The sequence below is a fragment of the Saccharothrix syringae genome, assembly GCF_009498035.1.
GTDB lineage: Bacteria > Actinomycetota > Actinomycetes > Mycobacteriales > Pseudonocardiaceae > Actinosynnema > Actinosynnema syringae.
Genome location: NZ_CP034550.1, coordinates 9,102,893 through 9,121,976, shown reverse-complemented (window position 1 = coordinate 9,121,976; position 19,084 = coordinate 9,102,893). Strand labels below are relative to the sequence as shown.

Annotated in this window: 17 protein-coding genes; 6 read left to right on the top strand and 11 right to left on the bottom strand. The window is 75.5% G+C overall.

What is annotated here, in order from left to right; genetic code table 11:
* Positions 1 to 16: 16 nt before the first annotated feature.
* Positions 17 to 412: a TerB family tellurite resistance protein gene (locus tag EKG83_RS38080; RefSeq protein ID WP_033430600.1), complete on the top strand. Its 396-nt coding sequence runs from the start codon at positions 17 to 19 to the stop codon at positions 410 to 412.
* Positions 413 to 680: 268 nt separating this feature from the next.
* Here EKG83_RS38080 and EKG83_RS38075 read toward each other — a convergent pair whose 3' ends face one another.
* The 5 genes from EKG83_RS38075 to EKG83_RS38055 form a co-directional block, all read right to left on the bottom strand.
* On the bottom strand, positions 681 to 1,517 hold the full coding sequence (locus tag EKG83_RS38075) for a dioxygenase family protein (protein ID WP_033430599.1): 837 nt from the start codon (positions 1,515 to 1,517) through the stop codon (positions 681 to 683).
* A gap of 120 nt (positions 1,518 to 1,637) precedes the next feature.
* Positions 1,638 to 2,528, bottom strand: coding sequence for a helix-turn-helix transcriptional regulator (locus EKG83_RS38070; protein ID WP_051765530.1), 891 nt, complete (start codon positions 2,526 to 2,528; stop codon positions 1,638 to 1,640).
* A 341-nt stretch (positions 2,529 to 2,869) separates the two neighbouring features.
* Positions 2,870 to 3,793 (bottom strand): pentapeptide repeat-containing protein, encoded by a 924-nt coding sequence (locus EKG83_RS38065; protein WP_063741319.1) that lies wholly within the window; start codon positions 3,791 to 3,793, stop codon positions 2,870 to 2,872.
* Complete coding sequence (gene recQ / locus EKG83_RS38060) at positions 3,790 to 5,598, bottom strand: DNA helicase RecQ (protein WP_033430598.1); 1,809 nt, start codon at positions 5,596 to 5,598, stop codon at positions 3,790 to 3,792. Before recQ ends, EKG83_RS38065 begins: the two co-directional genes overlap by 4 nt.
* A gap of 9 nt (positions 5,599 to 5,607) precedes the next feature.
* Complete coding sequence (locus EKG83_RS38055) at positions 5,608 to 6,546, bottom strand: HNH endonuclease (protein ID WP_051765529.1); 939 nt, start codon at positions 6,544 to 6,546, stop codon at positions 5,608 to 5,610.
* Positions 6,547 to 6,599: 53 nt separating this feature from the next.
* Here EKG83_RS38055 and EKG83_RS48700 point away from each other — a divergent pair, with 53 nt between their 5' ends.
* The 3 genes from EKG83_RS48700 (at position 6,600) to EKG83_RS38035 (ending at position 9,843) form a co-directional block, all read left to right on the top strand.
* Positions 6,600 to 7,805: an HNH endonuclease gene (locus EKG83_RS48700; RefSeq protein ID WP_211269068.1), complete on the top strand. Its 1,206-nt coding sequence runs from the start codon at positions 6,600 to 6,602 to the stop codon at positions 7,803 to 7,805.
* Between the two features lie 9 nt (positions 7,806 to 7,814).
* Positions 7,815 to 9,323 (top strand): AAA family ATPase, encoded by a 1,509-nt coding sequence (locus EKG83_RS38040; RefSeq protein WP_051765527.1) that lies wholly within the window; start codon positions 7,815 to 7,817, stop codon positions 9,321 to 9,323.
* Between the two features lie 82 nt (positions 9,324 to 9,405).
* Positions 9,406 to 9,843: a hypothetical protein gene (locus EKG83_RS38035; protein ID WP_033430597.1), complete on the top strand. Its 438-nt coding sequence runs from the start codon at positions 9,406 to 9,408 to the stop codon at positions 9,841 to 9,843.
* Here EKG83_RS38035 and EKG83_RS38030 read toward each other — a convergent pair.
* The 3 genes from EKG83_RS38030 to EKG83_RS38020 all read right to left on the bottom strand — a co-directional run bounded on the left by EKG83_RS38030 (position 9,812) and on the right by EKG83_RS38020 (position 13,297).
* Positions 9,812 to 11,809 (bottom strand): NACHT domain-containing protein, encoded by a 1,998-nt coding sequence (locus tag EKG83_RS38030; RefSeq protein WP_033430596.1) that lies wholly within the window; start codon positions 11,807 to 11,809, stop codon positions 9,812 to 9,814. The genes EKG83_RS38035 and EKG83_RS38030 overlap by 32 nt on opposite strands.
* Positions 11,810 to 11,904: 95 nt before the next feature.
* A complete protein-coding gene (locus tag EKG83_RS38025; protein WP_033430595.1) occupies positions 11,905 to 12,702 on the bottom strand; it encodes an alpha/beta fold hydrolase in 798 nt (265 codons plus the stop codon).
* A 175-nt stretch (positions 12,703 to 12,877) separates the two neighbouring features.
* Entirely contained in the window at positions 12,878 to 13,297 is a 420-nt protein-coding gene (locus EKG83_RS38020) for a CoA-binding protein (RefSeq protein WP_033430594.1), read from the bottom strand.
* Positions 13,298 to 13,395: 98 nt separating this feature from the next.
* Between EKG83_RS38020 and EKG83_RS38015 the strand changes: the two genes are divergently transcribed.
* Complete coding sequence (locus EKG83_RS38015; protein ID WP_033430593.1) at positions 13,396 to 14,661, top strand: PI-PLC domain-containing protein; 1,266 nt, start codon at positions 13,396 to 13,398, stop codon at positions 14,659 to 14,661.
* On the opposite strand, the gene EKG83_RS38010 is transcribed toward EKG83_RS38015, so the two are convergent.
* The 3 genes from EKG83_RS38010 to EKG83_RS38000 all read right to left on the bottom strand — a co-directional run bounded on the left by EKG83_RS38010 (position 14,658) and on the right by EKG83_RS38000 (position 17,746).
* On the bottom strand, positions 14,658 to 15,509 hold the full coding sequence (locus tag EKG83_RS38010; RefSeq protein WP_033430592.1) for a S1 family peptidase: 852 nt from the start codon (positions 15,507 to 15,509) through the stop codon (positions 14,658 to 14,660). The two genes, EKG83_RS38015 and EKG83_RS38010, sit on opposite strands and share 4 nt — an antisense overlap.
* A 144-nt stretch (positions 15,510 to 15,653) precedes the next feature.
* Positions 15,654 to 16,163, bottom strand: a complete 510-nt coding sequence (locus tag EKG83_RS38005) for a DinB family protein (protein ID WP_033430591.1) — start codon at positions 16,161 to 16,163, stop codon at positions 15,654 to 15,656.
* The gene (locus EKG83_RS38000) at positions 16,160 to 17,746 is read right to left on the bottom strand and encodes a thiamine pyrophosphate-binding protein (protein ID WP_084716327.1); all 1,587 of its coding nucleotides are present in this window, start codon (positions 17,744 to 17,746) and stop codon (positions 16,160 to 16,162) included. Before EKG83_RS38000 ends, EKG83_RS38005 begins: the two co-directional genes overlap by 4 nt.
* 369 nt (positions 17,747 to 18,115) lie before the next feature.
* Here EKG83_RS38000 and EKG83_RS37995 point away from each other — a divergent pair, with 369 nt between their 5' ends.
* Complete coding sequence (locus EKG83_RS37995; protein ID WP_051765525.1) at positions 18,116 to 19,078, top strand: hypothetical protein; 963 nt, start codon at positions 18,116 to 18,118, stop codon at positions 19,076 to 19,078.
* The last annotated feature ends 6 nt before the right edge of the window (positions 19,079 to 19,084 follow it).

Here is a 19,084-nt window from a genome sequence, read left to right as displayed (position 1 = left end):
ATCTAGGGTGATCCACATGGGTGGTTACACGGACGCCGAGGGCAAGACGCTGCGCACGGCCGTCTACGGCGCGATGGTCCTCGTCTCGGTCGCCGACGAGGGGGAAGTGGACCGCGAGAGCCACGCCGGCATCCGGGCCATGGCCATGTTGCCGCCGGCGGTTCGCGGTGCGGTGGACGCGGGTGCGCCCGAGTTGCCGGCGGGTTCGATGGCCGACGTGGAGATCGGTGTGCTGGAGGCGTTGCGCGAGTCCGTCGCGCTGGTGTCCGCGCGGTCGACCGCGGAGGCGCAGGCGTTCGCGAACGCGGTCGTGGCGATGTGCCGGGAGGTCGCCTCGGCCGACGGGCGTGTCGGTCGGGCGGAGAACGCGGTGCTGGACAAGGTGCGGGCCGCGCTCACGACGGCACGGTGAAGCGGGCGGTCGGCCCGTGGCGCGCTGGACACCCCGCGGACACCGCCTTGGCTGCCGGCAGGAGCGTGCCGTAGACCTTCAGCCTCCTCGCGGCTGGGCGGCGGCGCCCGGAACAGCCACCGGCCGCCCACCGCGACGGTCACCAACCACCCGGTCACACCGGGCGCGGTAGTTCTCGCGGGCACGGGAGAGCCGGGTTCGCCCGCTGTTCACGCGGCGACCCCCGCGTGGCGAGGACTCACGCGGGGGTCGCTCTCGGAGGGCGCGCCTACGCCGCCCGCCACAGGGCGGGGACGTTCGGCGGCTCCCAGCCCGGCTGGGCCAGGTGCGCCTGGAGGCACACGTACCCGGCACCGCCGTAGGTGACCTGGTCGCCTGCCACGTAGTTGGTGCCCGACGCCCACGTGCCGCCCGGCTGGGACGGGGTGGTGGTGGTCGTCGTCGTGGGGTTGGTGCTGCTCTGCGGCACGTTCAGCACGAAGTCGAACGCCGCCTCCCGGCCGCTCCCGACGCTGCGCACCGTCATCAGCAGCCGCGGGTCGAAGATCGTGTCGGTCTGGTTGCGCGGTTCGCCGGGGAAGTACAGCTGCGTGGTCAGCACCGGGCGGCCGGGGGCCTGCACCTTCACGTGGATGTGCCGCGTCCGCCCCGGGTACAGGCCCGGCACGATGGTGGACAGGGTGAAGGCGCCGTTGGCGTTGGTGAACTGGTGGCCGCGGAAGCGGAAGCCCGTGTTGTCGTACACGCCGTTGACGTCGGCCTGCCAGAAGTCCAGCAGGGCGTTGGCGATCGGCTGGCACGCCAGGCCGAACACGTAGCCGGTCACGGTCAGGCGGGTGCCGGGCGTGCCGGCGTCGACCAGTGACGTGCGGCGGGGCGAGTTCGGCTTGAAGTACGGGCCCTCGGTCTGCGGCGGCGTCGGGTCGTCACCGTCGTCGCACATGGGCGTCGGCTCCAGCAGACCGCCTTCCTGGCCGACGGTGCGGGCCAGGGCGGGCACGCCCATCATCGCGACGGGCAGCGCCACGCCGGCCGCGACCGCGGCGCGCAGCACCGATTTACGGCTGAACCGGCGCTCGTCGGTGCCGTCCGCGGATGCATCCATGACTGCTCCTCGTGGGGGCGTTGTTCGGGGATCACCTCGAACCTACGAGGGCCGCTCACCTGCGGACGATGGACGGAACCGGCCCGTCGTGGTGATCCTCGGGGGCGCTGTTGCCAGGTGTTAACGGTCGTCGGCGACGCGGCGGAAGCCGCCCGGGCTCATGCCGGTCTCGCGGCGGAAGAACCGGCAGAAGTAGGCCGGGTCGGCGAACCCGACCCGGGCCGCGACCTGCCGCACGGCCAGGTCCGTCTTGGCCAGCAGCCGCTTGGCCTCGCGCGTGCGCGCCTCCCGGACCAGCGCGGACGGGGTGCGCCCGGTGGCCGCCTTGACCACCTCGGTCAGGTAGCCCGGGGTCACGCCGATGCGCTCCGCGTAGGCCCGCACGGACCACAGCCCGTGGTCGGTGCGGTCGGCCAGCCGGGCGAACTCGCCGGCCACCGCCCCGGCGGGCGCGGGCGCGGCGGCGGGGGTCGCGGACAGCCGGCCGGCGCGCACCACCAGCACGTGCAGCAGGGCGCGCAGCACCGACCCCGCGCCGTCGGCGCCGCGCCGGTACTCCTCCTCCAGCTCGGCCAGCAGCCCCAGCATCCGGTGGTGGGCGTGCTCGTCGGGCGTCAGCCACGGCCGCCCGCTCAGCCGGCGCAGCAGGTCGCGGTCGGCGGGGTGGTCGAGCAGGAAGTCGTCGGTGAACAGCACGACGAAACCGTCCAGGCCGCGCACGTCGACCCAGTGGTGCACCTGGCCGGGCGAGATGACGCACAGGTGCGGCGGCGCCAGCTCCCAGCGGGCCAGGTCGACCACGTGCGCGCCGGTGCCGTCGGTGACGTAGACGATCTCGTGGAAGGTGTGCCGGTGGGGGAACGCCGCCCGCGACATCGGGCCCATCGCGTCGAACGTGCCCACGGCGAACGGCGGCGCGTCGGGCACCGGCACCTCCAGCCGGTGCATCGGCAGCTCGCCCTCGCGCGGTGCCTGGCAGGGGGTTCCCGGTAACACGGTGGTGCCGCGCATCGTCGAAGGTCCTCTCCGGGGAATGAGGTCCAGACCAATTATCGAATCTTCACCTTGCCACGCCGGGTGCCGGCGCGGAACGCGTCGAACGGCTGGAGGCGTTCACTGACCCTCCGTCATTGCACATGAGCAGAAAGTTACGCTGTGTCGTCAACCCGGACACGACCTCGACCGGCGGGCTTCCGGTCGGGTGCTCCTTCGCGACGCGGCAGGGACGGAGCCGCCCTCCAGGTGGCGCCGCTCGACGCCCACCGCGCCGCTCTGCGCGCGCGACGCCGGACCGCGGGTGGTGGGCCGGGCGCCGGGCGGCTACCTGGCGGCGGAGCGGGAGCCGGGCCGCGTCAACGCCGGGGTCGCCCCGGTCGACGCGCTGCCGGGCGGCCTCGGGACGCGGTGACGCCTCGCGGTGGGGCTTCCCGGCGTGCTTCCTGCCGGGCTGGTGCTCCGCCCCAGTGGGCGGGGTGCGCCAGACCGGCGGGCAGGCGGGTCGACCGGTCGCCGCGGGCCGAGTCGAGCTGGGCCTGGGTGAGGTAGAACGCGCCGGTCAGGTCCGCGCCGGACAGGTCGGCCCCGCGCAGGTCGGCACCGGTGAAGTCGACCAGCCGCAGGTCGGCGCCCGCCAGGTTCGCGCCGATCAGGTAGGCGCCGCGCAGGCCGTGCGCGCGCATCCCCGCCCCCCGCAGGTCCTTGCCGACCAGGTCGGCGCCCCGGCGGTCGCGGCCCTTGCCCCGCACCAGCCCGCTGGCCCGGAGCAGCAGCTCGTTGACCCGGCCCCAGTGCGGGTCGAGGTCCAGCGCCAGCAGCTCCCGCGGGGTGCCGCCGGCCAGGCCGGCCAGCTCCGCGCGCAGCCGCTCGGCCTCGGCGTGCACCGGTCGGGCGGGCGCGAGCGCGAGCGTGGCGGTCAGGTACCACTGCAGCTCGTGCAGCCTGCGCACCACCGGGAACACGTCGAACATCGCACCGGCCGACGCCGGGTCGTCGCGCCAGTCCACCCCGCCGAAGGTCACCCGGGAGACCTGCTGGCCGGCGCCGAAGCAGTCGTAGACCGTGCAGCCGGTGAAGCCGCGGTCGCGGAGCCGGGCGTGGATGCCGCAGCGGGAGTCCGCGCCCAGGTTCGGGCACGGCGTGCGGGCGGGCTTGTCGATCGCGAAGTCGCTGGACCTGGCGAACGCCGGGACCACGCAGCACAGGCCGAAGCAGCGCGAGCAGTCGGCGCGCAGGTCGGTCGGGTGCGGCTCGGTCGGGTGCGGCTCGGTCCCGCTCATGCGCTCAGCGTGTCCAGGATCTGCTGGCCGTACTTGGCCAGCTTGTTCTCGCCCACGCCGTTGACGGTGCCCAGTTCGGCCAGCGTGCTCGGCCCGGACGAGGCGATCTGCCGCAGCGTCGCGTCGTGGAAGATCACGTAGGCCGGGACGCCCTGCTCCTTCGCCGTCGCCGCCCGCCACGCGCGCAGCCGCTCGAACACCGGCGTCGCCTCGGCGGACAGCTCCACCTGCGGCGCGGCGCCCTTGGCGGTCCTGGTCGCCCTGACCCTGGCGGCGCGCTCGGGCTCGCGGCGCATCGGCACCTGGCGGCCCTGGAACAGCACCTCGTCGCTGCCCGGCGTGGTGACCAGGGTCGAGTACTCGCCCTCCACGGCCAGCAGGCCCTGCGCGAGCAGCTGCCGCACCACGCCGCGCCAGCCGCTCTCGTTCAGCTCGGTGCCGATGCCGAACACCTTGAGCTGGTCGTGGTCGTGCTGGATGACCTTCGCGGTCTTGCGCCCGAGCAGGATGTCGATGATCTGCCCGGCACCGAACTTCTGCCGCCGCTCGTTGCGCAGCCGCACGATCGTGGACAGCACCTTCTGCGCGGCGATCGTGCCGTCCCACGTCTCCGGCGGGTTCAGGCAGGTGTCGCAGTTGCCGCAGGGCTCGGCGGGCTGGCCGAAGTAGTTCAGCAGCTGCACGCGGCGGCACTCGACCGCCTCGCACAGCGCGAGCATCGCGTCCAGGTGCGCCATGAGCCGGCGGCGGTGCGCCAGGTCGCCCTCGGAGTCGTCGATCATCTTGCGCTGCTGCACCACGTCCTGGAGGCCGTAGGCCAGCCACGCGGTCGACGGCAGCCCGTCCCGCCCGGCGCGCCCGGTCTCCTGGTAGTAGCCCTCGACGGACTTGGGCAGGTCGAGGTGGGCGACGAAGCGCACGTCCGGCTTGTCGATGCCCATGCCGAACGCGATGGTGGCGACCATCACCAGGCCGTCCTCGCGCAGGAAGCGGGACTGGTTGCGCGCGCGGGTCTCCGAGTCCAGGCCGGCGTGGTAGGGCAGCGCCTGGACGCCGTTCTGGGTCAGGAACTCGGCGGTCTTCTCGACCGAGTTGCGCGACAGGCAGTAGACGATGCCCGCGTCGCCGGCGTGCTCGGTGCGCAGCAGTTCGAGCAACTGCTTCTTCGGCTCGTTCTTCGGCACGATGCGGTACTGGATGTTGGGGCGGTCGAAGCTGGCCACGAAGTGCCGCGCGTCCTGGAGCTTCAACCGCTCCGCGATCTCCGCGCGCGTCGCCTCGGTGGCGGTCGCGGTGAGCGCGACGCGCGGCACGTCCGGCCAGCGCTCGTGCAGGTGGGACAGCGCCAGGTACTCGGGCCGGAAGTCGTGGCCCCACTGCGACACGCAGTGCGCCTCGTCGATCGCGAACAGCGCGATCTTGCCGCGGTCGAGCAGCCGCGCGGTCTGCTCGGTGCGCAGGCGCTCGGGCGCGAGGTAGAGCAGGTCCAGCTCGCCGGCCAGGAACTCGGCCTCCACCATGGCCCGCTCGTCGGGGAACTGGGTGGAGTTGAGGAAGCCCGCGCGCACGCCGAGGTCGCGCAGCGCGTCCACCTGGTCCTGCATCAGCGCGATCAGCGGCGAGACGACCACGCCCGTGCCCTCGCGGACCAGGGAGGGGACCTGGTAGCACAGCGACTTGCCGCCGCCGGTGGGCATGAGCACGAGCGCGTCACCGCCCGCCACGACGTGGTCGACGATCTCCTGCTGGTCCCCGCGGAAGGAGTCGTAACCGAAGACCCTTCGCAGCACCTCTTGCGAAGCCATTGCCCGATCCTAACGAGACCCGCCGACAGCCCTTCCCCGGCGACCCCGGAACACGTGTTCGCGGTGCCACGCGAAGTAGCCGGCCGACCGCTCGTGGTGCGCCCCCACCACGCGCCCGGCCAGTGCGCGCAGCTCCGGCAGGTCGTCGGCGGAGACCAGCACCGCACCACGCTCGTCGACGGCGAGGTAGCCCAGCTCGTAGAGCCGGTCGCAGCCGAGCGAGCACGCGAGCATCGCGACGTTGCGCAGGTCGCCGCGCTCGGCCGGGTCGCACCGCGCCCGCGGCTTCACGTGCGCGGCGACCAGCAGGTCCACCGGCAGCAGCCGCCCGCACAGCGCGCACCGCGCCTCGGCGACGTCCCCGACCAGCAGCCGCCGCAGCCACGCCTGCTCCCGCCGGTAGGTCGCCGACGCCGTCCCGTCGAACACCGCGAAGCGCGGCTGATCCACGGAGAGCCCGACCCGCCGCCACAGCGCCGCGTGGTCGACCCCCGCGAGGTGGACGTCCCGCAGCACGCCCAGCGCCCGCTCCCGCACCGCCACGTCGCCCAGCAGCTCGGCGGCCCGCGCGGTGAACCCGGCCCGGGACCGCACGTCGGCGGCCGTCGGCTCCCCGGTCAGCCCGTGCCGCTCCCACAGCGCGGGCGCCGACCCCAGGTGCCAGAACGGGTACTGCGGCGTGACGCGGTTGTCGCGGTGGCCGAACTCGCGCAGCAGCTCGCCCACGGGCTCGCGGAACTCCGCCCACTCGAACAGCCGGTCGTGCCCGCGCACGAGCTGCCCGATCGCCCACACCAGCGCCAGCGGCTTGTGCCGCGCCGGCCGCCCGTTCCGCCGGTACCTGACCAGCGTCTCCAGCACCCGGACCAGGTCGCCCCCGTCCCACCGGCCGGGGCCGGCGAGCGGCCACACCACGTCCGGCGCGTTGCCCCCGCGCTCCACCGCCATGCGGCACACCGTGCCAGAACGCGTGCCCCGGCGTTGCGGCTACGCTCCGGAAGGTGGCCTACACCGACGTGCGCAGGCAGGACGTGTTCCGGGCGTTGGCGCTGTACGACGAGCTGGGCGGCGAGGCGTTCCGGCGGCGCTTCGGCTACGGCGAGGCGCGCCGGTTCCTGCTGGTCCACGACGGCCGCGAGTACGACTCCAAGGCGGTCGTCGGAGTGGCCCACGGGTTCCTCGACGGCCGGGGACCGCTCGTCCCGGGCGATTTCAGCGGCGGCGCCGCGCACGCCGTCCGACACCTGCGCGACCTCGGGTTCGAGGTGCGTGACCGCGCGGTGTCGGTGGTCGAAGTGCGCGATCGTCCCGCGCCGGTGGTCGAGGCGCGCGACCGCGCCGCGCCGGTGGTCGAGGTGCGCGATCGTCCCGCGCCGGTGGCCGAGGCGCGCGACCGCGCCGCGCCGGTGGCCGCGGAGGCGTTCCTGGCCGGCCTGCTCGCCGTCCACCGGGACCGCGCCGCGGCGATCGCGCTGCTGTGGGCCGTCGGTCGGGCCGCCGAGGAGGACCGGCCGCGGCTGCACCCGTGGAGCGCGCTGGACGGGCTCGGGCGGGTGCTCGCCGAGCACGGGGCCGCGGCCGGGCCGGAGCGGGTGTGCCGCGGGCTGGAGCAGCCGGACCTGTGGGTGGTGGAGCCCGGCGGCACGGGGTTCGCCGCGCCGCCGCACGACCGGCTGCGGCACGACGTGGCCTTCCGCACCCAGGCGGTCAACGCGCTGCGCTCCCGGCTGCTCGACGACGTCGAGGACCAGCGGGACCTGCTGGTCGACCTCGGCCTGGACGAGCTGGCGACGGCGAGCGGGTCGGTGCGCACGGCGTCGCGGCCGGGCCGGCGCGAGCGCACCGGGTCGGTGGTCGCCCGCGAGCGGTCGGTGGCGGCCGCGGTCAAGCGGTGGCACGACCACCGGTGCCAGTTCTGCGGCACCCGGATGAGCACCGCGTTCGGCTACTGCAGCCAGGCCGCCCACATCCGGGGCCTGGGCCGGCACGGCGGACCGGACGAACCGGCCAACGTGCTGTGCCTGTGCGCCAACTGCCACGTCGAGTTCGACAACTTCGCCCTCTACGTCGACGAGGACGGCGTGGTGCGCCGGGTCCGCGACCGGTCGTCGGTCGGGGAGCTGCGCCGGCACCCGGAGCACGCCGTTGACGAACGACACCTGGCGTACCACCGCGAACTGTGCGTGATCGGCCCGCCACCCGCGTAGCGTGGCCCCATGGGGGAACTGGACGCGATCGAAGCCAAAGCGCTCGCCACCGGCCTGCGGAAGCTGGTCGAGCAGGCCGCCGGTCTGCTGGGGGACGGGGCGGACCCGCCGTTGACCGCCCGGGTGCGCGACCACCTCGGCTGCGAGCTCGCCGACGTCGTCTCGGTGGCCACGCGGTTCGAGGTGTGGGAGCACGTCAACGTCCAGCGGGGCGTGGACGCCTACCTCGCCGCGCACTCGCCGGACGCCGAGTGGTTCGGGGTGACCGGCCAGCACCGCGGCCACGAGGACGTCCTCGGCATGCTCTTCGCCGCCCGCCAGGGCATCCCGTACGGCCTGGGCGCCGCGGACTACGCGACCACCGCCACCGGTCCCGACGAGACCGTGGACGTCGTCCAGCTCGGCCTGGTGCCGACCACCGCCCCGGACGGCACGCCGGTCCTGGTCGCCGTGCGCGGTGGCACCGACTTCGGGCCGCCGATGTGCCGGCTCGAAGTGCTCTCCGCCCGGCGCGCGGCGGCGCGCGAGGTCGGGGCCGAGGTCGAGCGGCTGATGCGCGAGCACGACGCGTTCCGCCGCAAGGTGCTCTCGTTCGGCGTGAGCGAGCACCGGGGCAACGAGCTGCTGTCCTTCCTGCCCCGCCCGACCCTCGACGCGGCCGACGTGGTGCTGCCGGACGGGGTGCTGGAGTCCATCGAGCAGCACGTCGTCGGGATCGCCGAGCACGCCGACCGCCTGCTCGCCGCCGGGCAGCACCTCAAGCGCGGGCTGCTGCTGCACGGCCCGCCCGGCACCGGCAAGACCCACACCGTCCGCTACCTGATGGGCAGGCTGCGCGACTGCACGGTCATCCTGCTCACCGGCCAGGCCATGCGGCTGATCGGCAACGCCGCCGCGCTGGCGCGCCGCCTCCAGCCGTCCATGGTGGTGGTCGAGGACGTGGACCTGATCGCGATGGACCGCGGCTTCGCGGGCGGCCCGACCAACCCGCTGCTGTTCGCCCTGCTCGACGCCATGGACGGGGTGGGCGCGGACGCCGACGTGACCTTCGTGCTCACCACCAACCGCGCCGACGAGCTGGAACGCGCGCTCGCCGACCGGCCGGGGCGGGTGGACCTGGCCGTGGAGGTGCCGCGGCCCGACGCCGAGGGGCGCCGCCGCCTGCTGGAGCTCTACGGGCGCGGCGTCGACTTGCGGGCCGACCTGGGGCCGGTGGTGGAGGCGACCGAGGGCGTGACGGCGTCGTTCATCAAGGAGCTGCTGCGCCGGGCCGTGCTGGGCGCGGTGCGCGCGGGTGGCGGGGGCACGCCGGTGGTCGGGGACGAGCTGGTCGCCGTCGCGCGCGAGATGGTCGAGCAGCGCGACTCGCTGACCGGGGTCCTGCTGGGCGGGGCGCCGAGCGCCGCCGGGCCGGTCGGCGCGGGTCCGGCTCCGGGGCCGGGGCCGGTGACGGGGCCGGTGACGGGGGTCGCGGCGGTGCCCGGCCTGGCCCCGCCCCCGAAGCACCCCCGGTCCTGACCGCGTACGTCGACGGGCGCAGCCGGGAGAGCCGCTCCCCGCCCGACGCGGCGACACCGCGCCGGGCGGCACGCTGCCGGGCATGAAACCGCCCGCGCGCAAGTCGTGGCTGCTGCTGCACGTGATCTCCTCGGTGGGCTGGCTGGGCGTCACCGTCGCGAACCTGGTGCTCGCCCTGTCCGCCTTCACCGCGCCCCACCTCTACCAGGCCATGGCGCTGCTCGGCGACCGCGTCGTCCTGCCGCTGGCCCTCACCGCGCTGGTCACCGGCCTGGTGCTGTCGCTGGGCACGAAGTGGGGCCTGGTCAAGCACAAGTGGGTGCTCGCCAAGTTCGTCGTGACCGTCGTCGCGGTGGCGGCCACCACCTTCTCCCTGCGCGGCACCCTGCACGACGCCGCCGCCGGGGTGCAGGGCGCGGGCGTGAGCGCGCTGTCCGCGTCGTGCGTGTCGCTGGCCCTCTACACCTTCGCCACGGTCATCTCGGTGTTCAAGCCGTGGGGCCGGACGCGCTGGGCGTGAGGTCGGCGCGCCTGCGCGCCACGTCCGCCGCCAGCTCCGCCGGGTCGCACGCGGCCAGGTGGTCGCGCACCGCGGCGTGCGGGAACCGGAACCCCTCGACCAGCAGCAGGCGGTCGCGGGCGGACTGGAGCAGCGCCCGGCGGCGCGGCGGCAGCTCCTCCAGGGCCAGGGGACGGGCCAGCAGCTCGGCCACCGGGTCGAGCGGGCGGTTCGCGACCGGCGTCACGGCCAGCCCGACCAGCAGCCCGGTCGCCGGGCCGAGCGCCGCCGGGTGCACCTCGGCGCCCGCCAGCGCGGCCAGCCCGGTGCCCGCCAGCCCGGCCAGGGGCAACCAGCGCAGGCTCCCGGCGACCGGCCGCCCCAGGCCCGCCCACACCGCGGTCAGGCCGCCGACCAGCACCCCCGCCACCGCGCCGACCGCGAGCCCGGTGCCCAACCCGGTCAGCAGGGCGGCCGACGGCCCGGTCAGCACCATCACCCCGGCCGGCGCCAGCGCGCACACCACCGTCCAGTAGCGGTCCCGCGTGCCGGCGTACGCCACGGCCAGCGCCACCAGCACCACCAGGGCGAACGCGACCGCCGCGGGCCAGCGCGCCACCTGCCCGCCCAGCCACGCGCCCAGCGCCGCCACCCCGCCGAACCCGGCCGCGCCGGCGGCGAAACCCGCCACCGCCCACCGCGTCCCGCGCCGCGAGCCGGGCACCGCGAAGTCGCCGCCGGGCACCAGGACCGCGGCCACCGCGGCGAACGCGCCGGGCACCACGCCCAGCCGCACGCCGACCACGAAGCACAGCGCCGTCGCGCCACCGGCCAGCGCGGCGGGCGCGGCCCGCCGGAACACCCGCCGCACCGCCGCCTCGCCGACGAAGTCCAGCCACACCTCCCGGTGCGGCAGCCGGGCCCGCGCCACCAGGTCCCGCTGCCGCTGGGCGACCCGCGCCAGGAACCGCAGCGCGCGCACCACCCGCTCGGGCCGCCCGGACCCGCGCGCGGCCGACTCGACCAGGTAGGTGTCCACGACGCCCCGATACTCCGCCCGGCCCGCCCGGTAGCCCAGGGCCAGCAGCCCGAACGCCAGCGGCGTGCGCACCTCGTCCCACAGCTCCGGGTCCTTGTGCAACGCCTCCCGCAGCCCGTCCAGCCGCGGCTCGCACGCGGTGATCAGATCCTGCACGTCGTTGCGCCGCAGCGGTTCCACCTGGACCACCTCGTGGCGGGGCAGCCGCCGGTGCGCGCCGCCGGCCGCGCCGCACAGCACGACCGGTCCCAGCTTCAGCGCCGCCACCCGGTCGACGCACTCGGCGCGGTCGGCCTCGGGCAGCTCGTCGAGCCCGTCGAGCAGCCACGCCACGCCGTGGTCGCGCAGCCACCGCCGGACGACCCGCGGCGCGATCCGGTACCGGTCGGCCACCGCGCGCAGCAGCCACTCGCCGAACTCCTCGGCCGGCCGCCACCCGCCCAGGTCCACCACCACCGGCACCGGGCGCAGCGGGTCCTGCCGGGCCGCCTCCAGCAGCCGGCCGGCCAGCTCCAGCAGCAGCGTCGTCTTGCCCGCGCCCGGCTCGCCGACCACCACCAGCGCGGTGCGCGGGCGGGCGGGCAGGCGCGGCCCGACCTCGGGCGCCACGCCGACCTTGCGCCGCACCTCCCCGGCCAGCGACCCGTCGAGCCGGTCCCGGACGAACCGCTCCACGCGCTCCAGGGCCGCGGCCCGGTGGGCGGGGTGCGCCGGGCGCCCGCGCAGCAGCAGCGCCCGCAGCGGTTCCCACGCCGCCAGGCCCGCGGTGACCGCGGACAGCAGCGCGAGGGCGGGCCACAGCCAGGTGGTGTACGGGCCGAGCACGCGCGGCGCGGAGCCGCCGGTGGCCGTGTTGACCGCGATCGGCACCAGCACCAGGCCCGTCACGCCGCCCGCGGTGACCAGCGCGGTGAGGCGCGACGCGCGGGCGAGCCGTCGGGTGTCCATGCGCTCCTCCCACCGGGTCGCGAACGACGGTAACGACGTTCGCGACCCGGTGGTAGGAGAGTTCCCGTGGTCAGGGGGTCACGCAGCGTGCCCGGTCAGGACCGCAGGAAGTCCACCAACAGGCGGTTCACGGCGGCGGGCCGTTCGAGGTAGCCGTAGTGCCCGGCGTCGGCGACCTCCTCGTACCGCGCGCCGGGGATGGCGTCGGCGACCTCGCGCGCCAGGTGCGGCGGCAGCACCCGGTCGTCGGCGAAGCCCACCACCAGGCACGGCACCCGGATGCCCCGGTACGCCGGCAGCCGGTCCTCGTGCTCGTCCATCCCCATCTGCGCGCGGACGCCCTTGGAGATGGTCGAGCCGGAGAACTCGAAGACGTCCAGCCAGTCGCCCACGCCGTCGCCGCGCAGCGTCGCGGGGGACAGGTTGAGCACGGCGCTCACCGCCGCGTAGTAGCGGCCCGGCAGGGTGATGCCCTGGTCGTGCAACGCGCGCTCGCCCCGGGACAGCGCGGTCTGCAGCGGGTCGTTGCGGCCCGCGGTCGCCAGCAGGACGGCCTTGTCGACCAGCTCGGGGTGCGCCAGCGCCAGCTCCTGCACCACGCGCGCGCCCAGCGAGGTGCCCACCACGTGCGCGCGACCGCCGAGGGTCTTGATCAGCGCCGCCGTGTCGCCGACCAGGTCCTCGATCACCATGCCGGACGCGCACTCGTCGGTCGGCGGGATGCCCCGGTTGTCGAAGGTGGCGACCCGGAAGCCGGCGGCGCGCAGCGCGGGCACCTGGTGCGCGTGCCACACCCGGCCCGGGCTGCCGGTGCCCATCACCAGCACGACGAGGTCGCCCTCGCCCTCCACGTGGTAGTTGAGGTTGATCCCGTTCAGCGCTGCGACCGGCATGGCGGCAGGCTACTGATCACGCCGGTGCGGACGCCACGGCGCACCGCGGGGAACCGGTGGGACCGCGGGTCGGGGCGGCGACCACGGGCGAGGCCGGCCGGGAACGGCCGGGGCTGCGACCGGCCGGACCCCGGGCCCGCCGCACCTCGCGCCGGCCGGTGCGGTCCGACCGCCCTCAGCGCGGCCCGTGAGCCGACCACTCGATCGCCGGGCACCGGTCCATCACCACGTCCAACCCCGCCGCCGTCACCCGCTCGTACGCCGCCTCGTCGACCACGTCGAGCTGGAACCACACCGCCTTCGCCCCGATCTCCACCGCCTGGTCCGCGAACTCCCCGGCGGCCTCCGAGCGCCGGAAGACGTCGACCACGTCGACCGGGAACGGGATGTCGGCCAGCGACGCGTACCCCTGCTCGCCGTGCACGACCTCCGCGTCCGGGTGCACCGGCACGATCCGCTTGCCGCGCTGCTGGAGGAACTTCGCCACCCCGTAGGCGGCGCGGGCGGGGGAGTTGGACAGGCCCACGACGGCCCACGTCCCGCCGGTGGCCAGCACGCGGCGGATCTTCTCGGGGTCGCCCCACGGTTCGCTCATGCCACCAGCCTAGGTCGCCCGGTCCGGGCCGCCCGACGTGAACTTAATTCGCGTTACTCTCGCCCCAGCCGCCGCGCACCCGCCGAGAGGACGTCTAGATGCGCGCCACCCGAACAGCCCTCGCCGTCACGCTGCTCGCCCTGCTCGCCCCGCCCACCGCGCGGGCCGCGGACACCCCGGTCTACCTCCAGAGCGCCACCACCGGCCTCAACGCCGGCGCCTCGGGCACCACCGTGCTCCAGCGCCGGCCCAAGGGCGACGAGGACCACCAGCAGTGGACCTGGTCCGGCCGCACCCTGCGCGAGGGCACCCGGTGCCTCGGCCGCAGCGGCGACCAGGCCGTGACGCTGCCCTGCGACAGCGCCGACGCGCAGTGGGACGTGCTGCCCGACGGCGACCGCCACCGGCTCAAGGTGCCGGGCGCGGACCGCTACCTCGTCGCGAGCGGCACCGACCAGGTGCGCGTCGGCACCGGCGCCGACCTGTGGTACCTCACCCCGGTCTCGCCCGCGCTCACGCCCGCGCCGCCGGAGGGCGAGCGGCGGCTGGACCAGGTCACCTTCCTCACCGCGCACAACGCCTACGCCAACGGCGTGGACGGCGGCTTCGCCCCGCCGTTCGTCAACCTCGCGCCCAACCAGGCGCGCGGCATCGGGCAGCAGCTCGCCGACGGCGTCCGCGGCTTCCAGCTCGACGTCCACCACACCCCCGACGGCGCGATCCTGTGCCACAACAGCTGCACGCTGGTCAGCAGGCCGGTCGCGCTGTGGGTGGACGTCCAGCGCGTGGTGGACTTCCTGCGCGCCAACCCGACCGAGTTCGTCACGATCTTCCTGGAGGACTACGTCCCGGCCGAGGTGCTGCGCGCCGAGCTGGACCGGGTCGACGGCCTGGCCGACGTCCTGTTCCGGCCCGACCGGGCGGGCGTGCGGACCAACGGCTGGCCGACCCTGAACACCCTGCGCGCCACCAACAAGCGCCTGCTGATCTTCACCGACCACGCCCGCTCGGACGACGCCGTGCCGCGCGACGGCTTCGGCGTGATGTACCAGCCGGAGTGGACCGTGGAGAACTACTGGTCGATGGGCCCGGGGGTGGGCGGGTCCGACTGGTCCTGCTACAGCCGCTGGGGCACGCCGCTCAACCGCACCGAACCGGGTTTCCGCCCGCTGTTCGTGATGAACCACTTCCGGGACGTGCCGTTCACCGGCACCGCCACCACCGACAACGGCAAGCTCGCCGACCGCGCCCGGCGGTTCTGCGAGCCCGCCGCCCGCAAGACCCCGACGTACCTGGCCGTGGACCACTACCACCTGGGCAACCCGATGGCGGCGGTCCAGGCCCTGTCCGCCGCGCGCTTCTAGGAGCGCGGGCGCGGCAGCTCGCAACCGGGGGCGGTGAGGTCGACCCTGCCGCCCCCGACCAGGCACGGCACCAGCAGGTCGGTCCGCTGCCCGTACCGGGCGCCGTGGCGGACGGTCACCTCGCCGCTGTCGTCGACCTCGCACGGGTTGTTCACGGTGCAGCGCTCGCCGTCCTCGTTGCCGGTGTTGTTCACCGCCACCACCCGGCCGGTCGCGGCGTCGACGACGGGCGAGCCGGACGTGCCGCCGATGGTCTTGCAGGTGTCGGTGTAGCGCAGCGAGCCGCGCCAGGTCCACCGGCCCTCGCGCAGCTCGTGCACGTAGCCGTCGGCCCGGCACGAGTAGACCTCGCGCCAGTACCCCGACACCACGCGGATGTCGGTGCCGGGCTCCGCCTGCTCCGGGGACAGCTCCAGCGCCTTCACGCCCATCGCCTCGACCTGCGCGTACGTCGAGGTCAGCCGGTAGAGGGCGACGTCGGTGCCGGACATCGTGGCGTAGGCCAGGCCCGCCGCCCGCAGCGTGCCCAGGTCGGACTCGCCGTCCGGGCTCAGCGCGGTGAACGCCCGGTCGGCGGCCTCCTCGACCACCACCTCGTCCGCGCCCAGCAGCCGCACGCAGTGGCCGTTGGTCAGGACCAGCGCCGGGTCCTCGGGCCGGTGGGCGGGCGGGCGGACCACCGAACCCGAGCACCCGCGCAGCGACACGGTGCCGGTGAAGTCGACCTCGGGGGTGACGGGCGAGGTGGTGGCGGGCGGGGTGGCGACGGGCGGGGTGGCGGCCGGGGCCGGGGCGGTGGACAGGGGGAGCAGGAGCACGGCGGCGAGCACCGCAACCAGGTGGCGCATGGGCGTTGATCCAAACAGCCGCACCCGGCCCGCGCACGTCCGTTCACCCGCCCGCGTTTCACCCGGTCGGGCGCGCCGCGGGGCCTCCTCGGCGGAGGCCAGGCCGCTGCTCGCCCGCGTGGCTGCTCCCCGCCCGCGTGCCCCCTACTCGCCCTTCTCGCCGTCCGCCAGCTCGCGCAGCAGGTCCAGGTGGCCGACGTGCCGACCGGTCTCCTGGATCAGGTGGGTGAGCACCCAGCGGACCGTGCGGCCGTTGCCGTCGAGGTCGGCGCGCGTGCGGTCGCCCGGCCGCAGCCCCCGCAGCGACTCGGCCGACCGCGCCCACTCGGCGCGGTACTCGGCGACGACGGACTCCACCGTGTCGTCGTCGCGCAGCCGCCACGAGGCGTCCGCGTCCTCGCCCCACAGCGCGGGCAGGTCGGCGCCGCCCGCCTCGATGGACAACCAGTACCGCTCCACCGCGGTCAGGTGCCGCAGCACGCCCAGCGGGGTCACCACCGGCGAGGTGGGGATCGGCGCGCGCGAGGCGTCGGCGAGGGCCAGGCCCTCGACCTTGGCCACCGCGGTCAGGCGCAGGAAGGTCAGGAATTCGGTGAGCAGCCGCAACTCGTCGTCGGCGTCGGGCGCGGGCCACGTGCGTTCGGTCGAACTCATGTTCGAACTTTACGGTACCACCGGGGCGAGGTGTTCGGGGGTGGCTTGAGCTCCGCCCGGACCACCAGCACGTTGGGCCCCTCCCGCCGGGTGCAGTCGGCGAGGCGCTCGGCGAACGCCGGCCCGAAGCCGTCCACGGCAAACGCCTCCACGCCGAAGCTGCGCGCCAGCGCCACGAAGTCCGGGTTGACCAGGTCCACCCCGAACGGCTCGCGACCGCCCGCCACCTGGTCGTGGCGCAGCATCCCGTAACCGCCGTCGTCCACCAGGACCACGGTCACCGGCAGCCGCTCCTGCGCGGCCGTGGCCAGGTCGCCGCACGCGAACAGGAACCCGCCGTCGCCGCACACCGCCACCACGCGGCCGGTCAGCGCCGCGCCCAGGGCGGCCGGGAAGCCGAAGCCGAGCGTGCCCCAGCCGACCGGGTAGGCGAGGTCCCTCGGTCGGGTGAACCGGCCGAACCCGCCGACCCAGTAGCCCGCCACGCACATGTCCGCCACCACGCGGTGGCCCTCCAGGGCCTCCAGCAGCGGCACCACCCGCGGCTCGTCGGCCTCCACGGCCTTGCGCACCAGGGCGTTCAGCTCGGCCACGCGCTGGGCCAGGCCGCTGTCCGGCCGCGCGGGCACGGCCTCCACCAGCGCCTCCACCACGGTCCGCGCGTCACCGCGCAGAGTGAGGTCGGGGGTGTAGTTGCGCACGGTCTCCACGTTGACGCAGAGCAGCTTCGGCGGCGCGGGCTGGAGCCAGTTCTGGGTCATCATGCCGTCGAAGTCGCTGCCGACGCCGATCACCAGGTCGGCCTCGTCCCACAGCGCGCCTACCTCGGGCAGGTGCACCGGGCCGTGCACCACGTGCGGGTGGTCGACCAGGCCGCGGGCGCCGTAGGTGGTGACGACCGGCGCGCCGATCCGCTCGGCGAGCGCGGCCACCGCGGCACCGGCACCCGAGCGCGCGGCACCGCCGCCGGCCCAGATCAGCGGCCGCCGGGCCCCGGCCACCAGCTCCGCCCCGGCGGTGACGTCGGGCGCCTCGGGCGCGCGGGTCGGGATGCGGCTCCACACGCCCGCGTCGGCGGTGAGGAAGTCGGTGGGCACGCCCAGGTAGACCGGCCCGCGCGGGGCGTTGGTGGCCAGCAGGGCGGCGCTGTCGACGTAGATGCCGATCGAGTCGGCCGCGCGCAGCGTCCACCCGCCCTTGACCACGGGCAGGAACATGGCCCGCTGGTCGCGGGTCTCGTGCAGCACGCCGCGGTACTCGCCCTGGCGGCGCAGGGTGGAGGGGATGTCGGTGGCCACGACCAGGACCGGCGAGCCGGACGCGTACGCCTCGCCGGTGGCGCCCAGGCAGTTCGCCGCGCCGGGGCCGCCGGTGACCAGGGCGACGCCCAGCCCGCCGGTGGCGCGGGCGTAGCCGTCGGCGGCGTAGACGGCGGTCTGCTCGTGGCGCACGCCGACCAGGCGGATGCCGGAGCCGCGCAACGCCTCCCACAGGGGCAGGTTGTGCACGCCGGGCAGGCCGAACACGACCTCCACGCCGTGCGCGACCAACACCTCCAGCAACCGCTGAGCGCCGCTCACCATGCGGCAGACGCTAGGGACGCCGGACGGGCCGGGCAACGCCGCGCGGCGGGTTCGCCGGAACACGCCGGGGAACACGCCGTGAGGGCGGGACGGGAGCACCGCGACGGGGAGGCCGCGGAGGTGAGGGGGAGGCGTCGGCGGGGAACGCGCCGCCCGGTTCACCCGGTGGGGCGAACCGCCGGGTTTGCTACCCTCGACCCCGGCGTGTGTGAGCAGACGTGAGGCTGGAGCCACCCCCCGGCAACAGGGTGGCGCGATCCGCCGCGGGGTGGGGGCACCCCTGTTCACGGCAACACCCGTGGACCACTTCCACCGACGCGTGACCGCGTCCTTGTCGGGCCGAGCCGGGCGGCCGGAGCGAGGACTGCCGTGGCGCGATCGTCGTTGACCGAACAGCTCGTGGACCTCCGCCGGACCTACACCGGCGAGAACGCGACCCAGGCCGTGCCCGCCGTGAAGGCGGTGCTGCACGACCTGCCCCCCGAACAGCGCGAACGCGTCGTCGACGCGCTGCGCGGCAAGGCCGACGCGCGCGGCCTGTTCCTGCCCGAGGCCGAGGGCGACGACCAGCGCTCGTTCGAGTCCGCGCTGCTGGCGGCGGGCCTGGACGCGGCGGGCCACCTCCAGCTCAAGCCGCCGGCCAGCATGCTGCGCCCGGCGCACGCCTTCCGCGCGGTCGAACCCCTGCCGCGCCCCCGCCTGCACCTCGCCGAGCACGCCCTGGGCCCGCTGCTCTACGAGCTGCTGCCCCGCCACGACGACGGCTGGCTGTCGGGCCTGGCCGGCCTGCGCGTCACCCGCCACCCGCGCTCGGTGGAGCTGCGGCTGCTCGACCACGACGCGGGCGCGTACCTGATGGGCGTGGACGAGCGCGCCTGGGCCGAGGGGATGCGCTACGTCCACAACCTGCTGGCCGGGCGCCGGCTGCGCGCCGACTTCATCAGCGGCCCGCTGACCGACCTGGAGGCCGACCACCTGGCGGAGCACCCGCGCCCGAGCGGGGTCGGCAGCTCGCTGCTGCGCCGCTACCACCTGTTCGCCGCCGCGCCGTGGCTGCGGGCCCTGGCCCAGGGCGACCGGTGGTGGGTGGAGTGGCCGGCGAGCCTGGGCGTGGCCCGGGTCGCCGACCGGCTGCTGCACCCGGTGCTCGGCCTGCCCGGCGCGGTGGAGGCGCCGAGCACGACGGGCGGCCTGGGCGTGTCCACCGGCTGGTACGACGTCTACCTGCGGGAGGTCGAACCGCCGAACCCCGAGCACGAGCCGGCGCTGGCCGCGTTCGACTGGGCGGAGGGCGTGACCGGGTGGTGGGAACCGCCGCACGCGGTCCGGTGAACCACG

Excerpts from the sequence above, each read along its gene's own strand:
- EKG83_RS38080 (WP_033430600.1), top strand. The coding sequence starts at position 17 with ATGGGTGGTTACACGGACGCCGAGGGCAAGACGCTGCGCACGGCCGTC.
- EKG83_RS38075 (WP_033430599.1), bottom strand. The coding sequence starts at position 1,517 with ATGGATGCATCCGCGGACGGCACCGACGAGCGCCGGTTCAGCCGTAAA.
- EKG83_RS38070 (WP_051765530.1), bottom strand. The coding sequence starts at position 2,528 with ATGCGCGGCACCACCGTGTTACCGGGAACCCCCTGCCAGGCACCGCGC.
- EKG83_RS38065 (WP_063741319.1), bottom strand. The coding sequence starts at position 3,793 with ATGAGCGGGACCGAGCCGCACCCGACCGAGCCGCACCCGACCGACCTG.
- recQ (WP_033430598.1), bottom strand. The coding sequence starts at position 5,598 with ATGGCTTCGCAAGAGGTGCTGCGAAGGGTCTTCGGTTACGACTCCTTC.
- EKG83_RS38055 (WP_051765529.1), bottom strand. The coding sequence starts at position 6,546 with ATGGCGGTGGAGCGCGGGGGCAACGCGCCGGACGTGGTGTGGCCGCTC.
- EKG83_RS38040 (WP_051765527.1), top strand. The coding sequence starts at position 7,815 with ATGGGGGAACTGGACGCGATCGAAGCCAAAGCGCTCGCCACCGGCCTG.
- EKG83_RS38035 (WP_033430597.1), top strand. The coding sequence starts at position 9,406 with ATGAAACCGCCCGCGCGCAAGTCGTGGCTGCTGCTGCACGTGATCTCC.
- EKG83_RS38030 (WP_033430596.1), bottom strand. The coding sequence starts at position 11,809 with ATGGACACCCGACGGCTCGCCCGCGCGTCGCGCCTCACCGCGCTGGTC.
- EKG83_RS38025 (WP_033430595.1), bottom strand. The coding sequence starts at position 12,702 with ATGCCGGTCGCAGCGCTGAACGGGATCAACCTCAACTACCACGTGGAG.
- EKG83_RS38020 (WP_033430594.1), bottom strand. The coding sequence starts at position 13,297 with ATGAGCGAACCGTGGGGCGACCCCGAGAAGATCCGCCGCGTGCTGGCC.
- EKG83_RS38015 (WP_033430593.1), top strand. The coding sequence starts at position 13,396 with ATGCGCGCCACCCGAACAGCCCTCGCCGTCACGCTGCTCGCCCTGCTC.
- EKG83_RS38010 (WP_033430592.1), bottom strand. The coding sequence starts at position 15,509 with ATGCGCCACCTGGTTGCGGTGCTCGCCGCCGTGCTCCTGCTCCCCCTG.
- EKG83_RS38005 (WP_033430591.1), bottom strand. The coding sequence starts at position 16,163 with ATGAGTTCGACCGAACGCACGTGGCCCGCGCCCGACGCCGACGACGAG.
- EKG83_RS38000 (WP_084716327.1), bottom strand. The coding sequence starts at position 17,746 with ATGGTGAGCGGCGCTCAGCGGTTGCTGGAGGTGTTGGTCGCGCACGGC.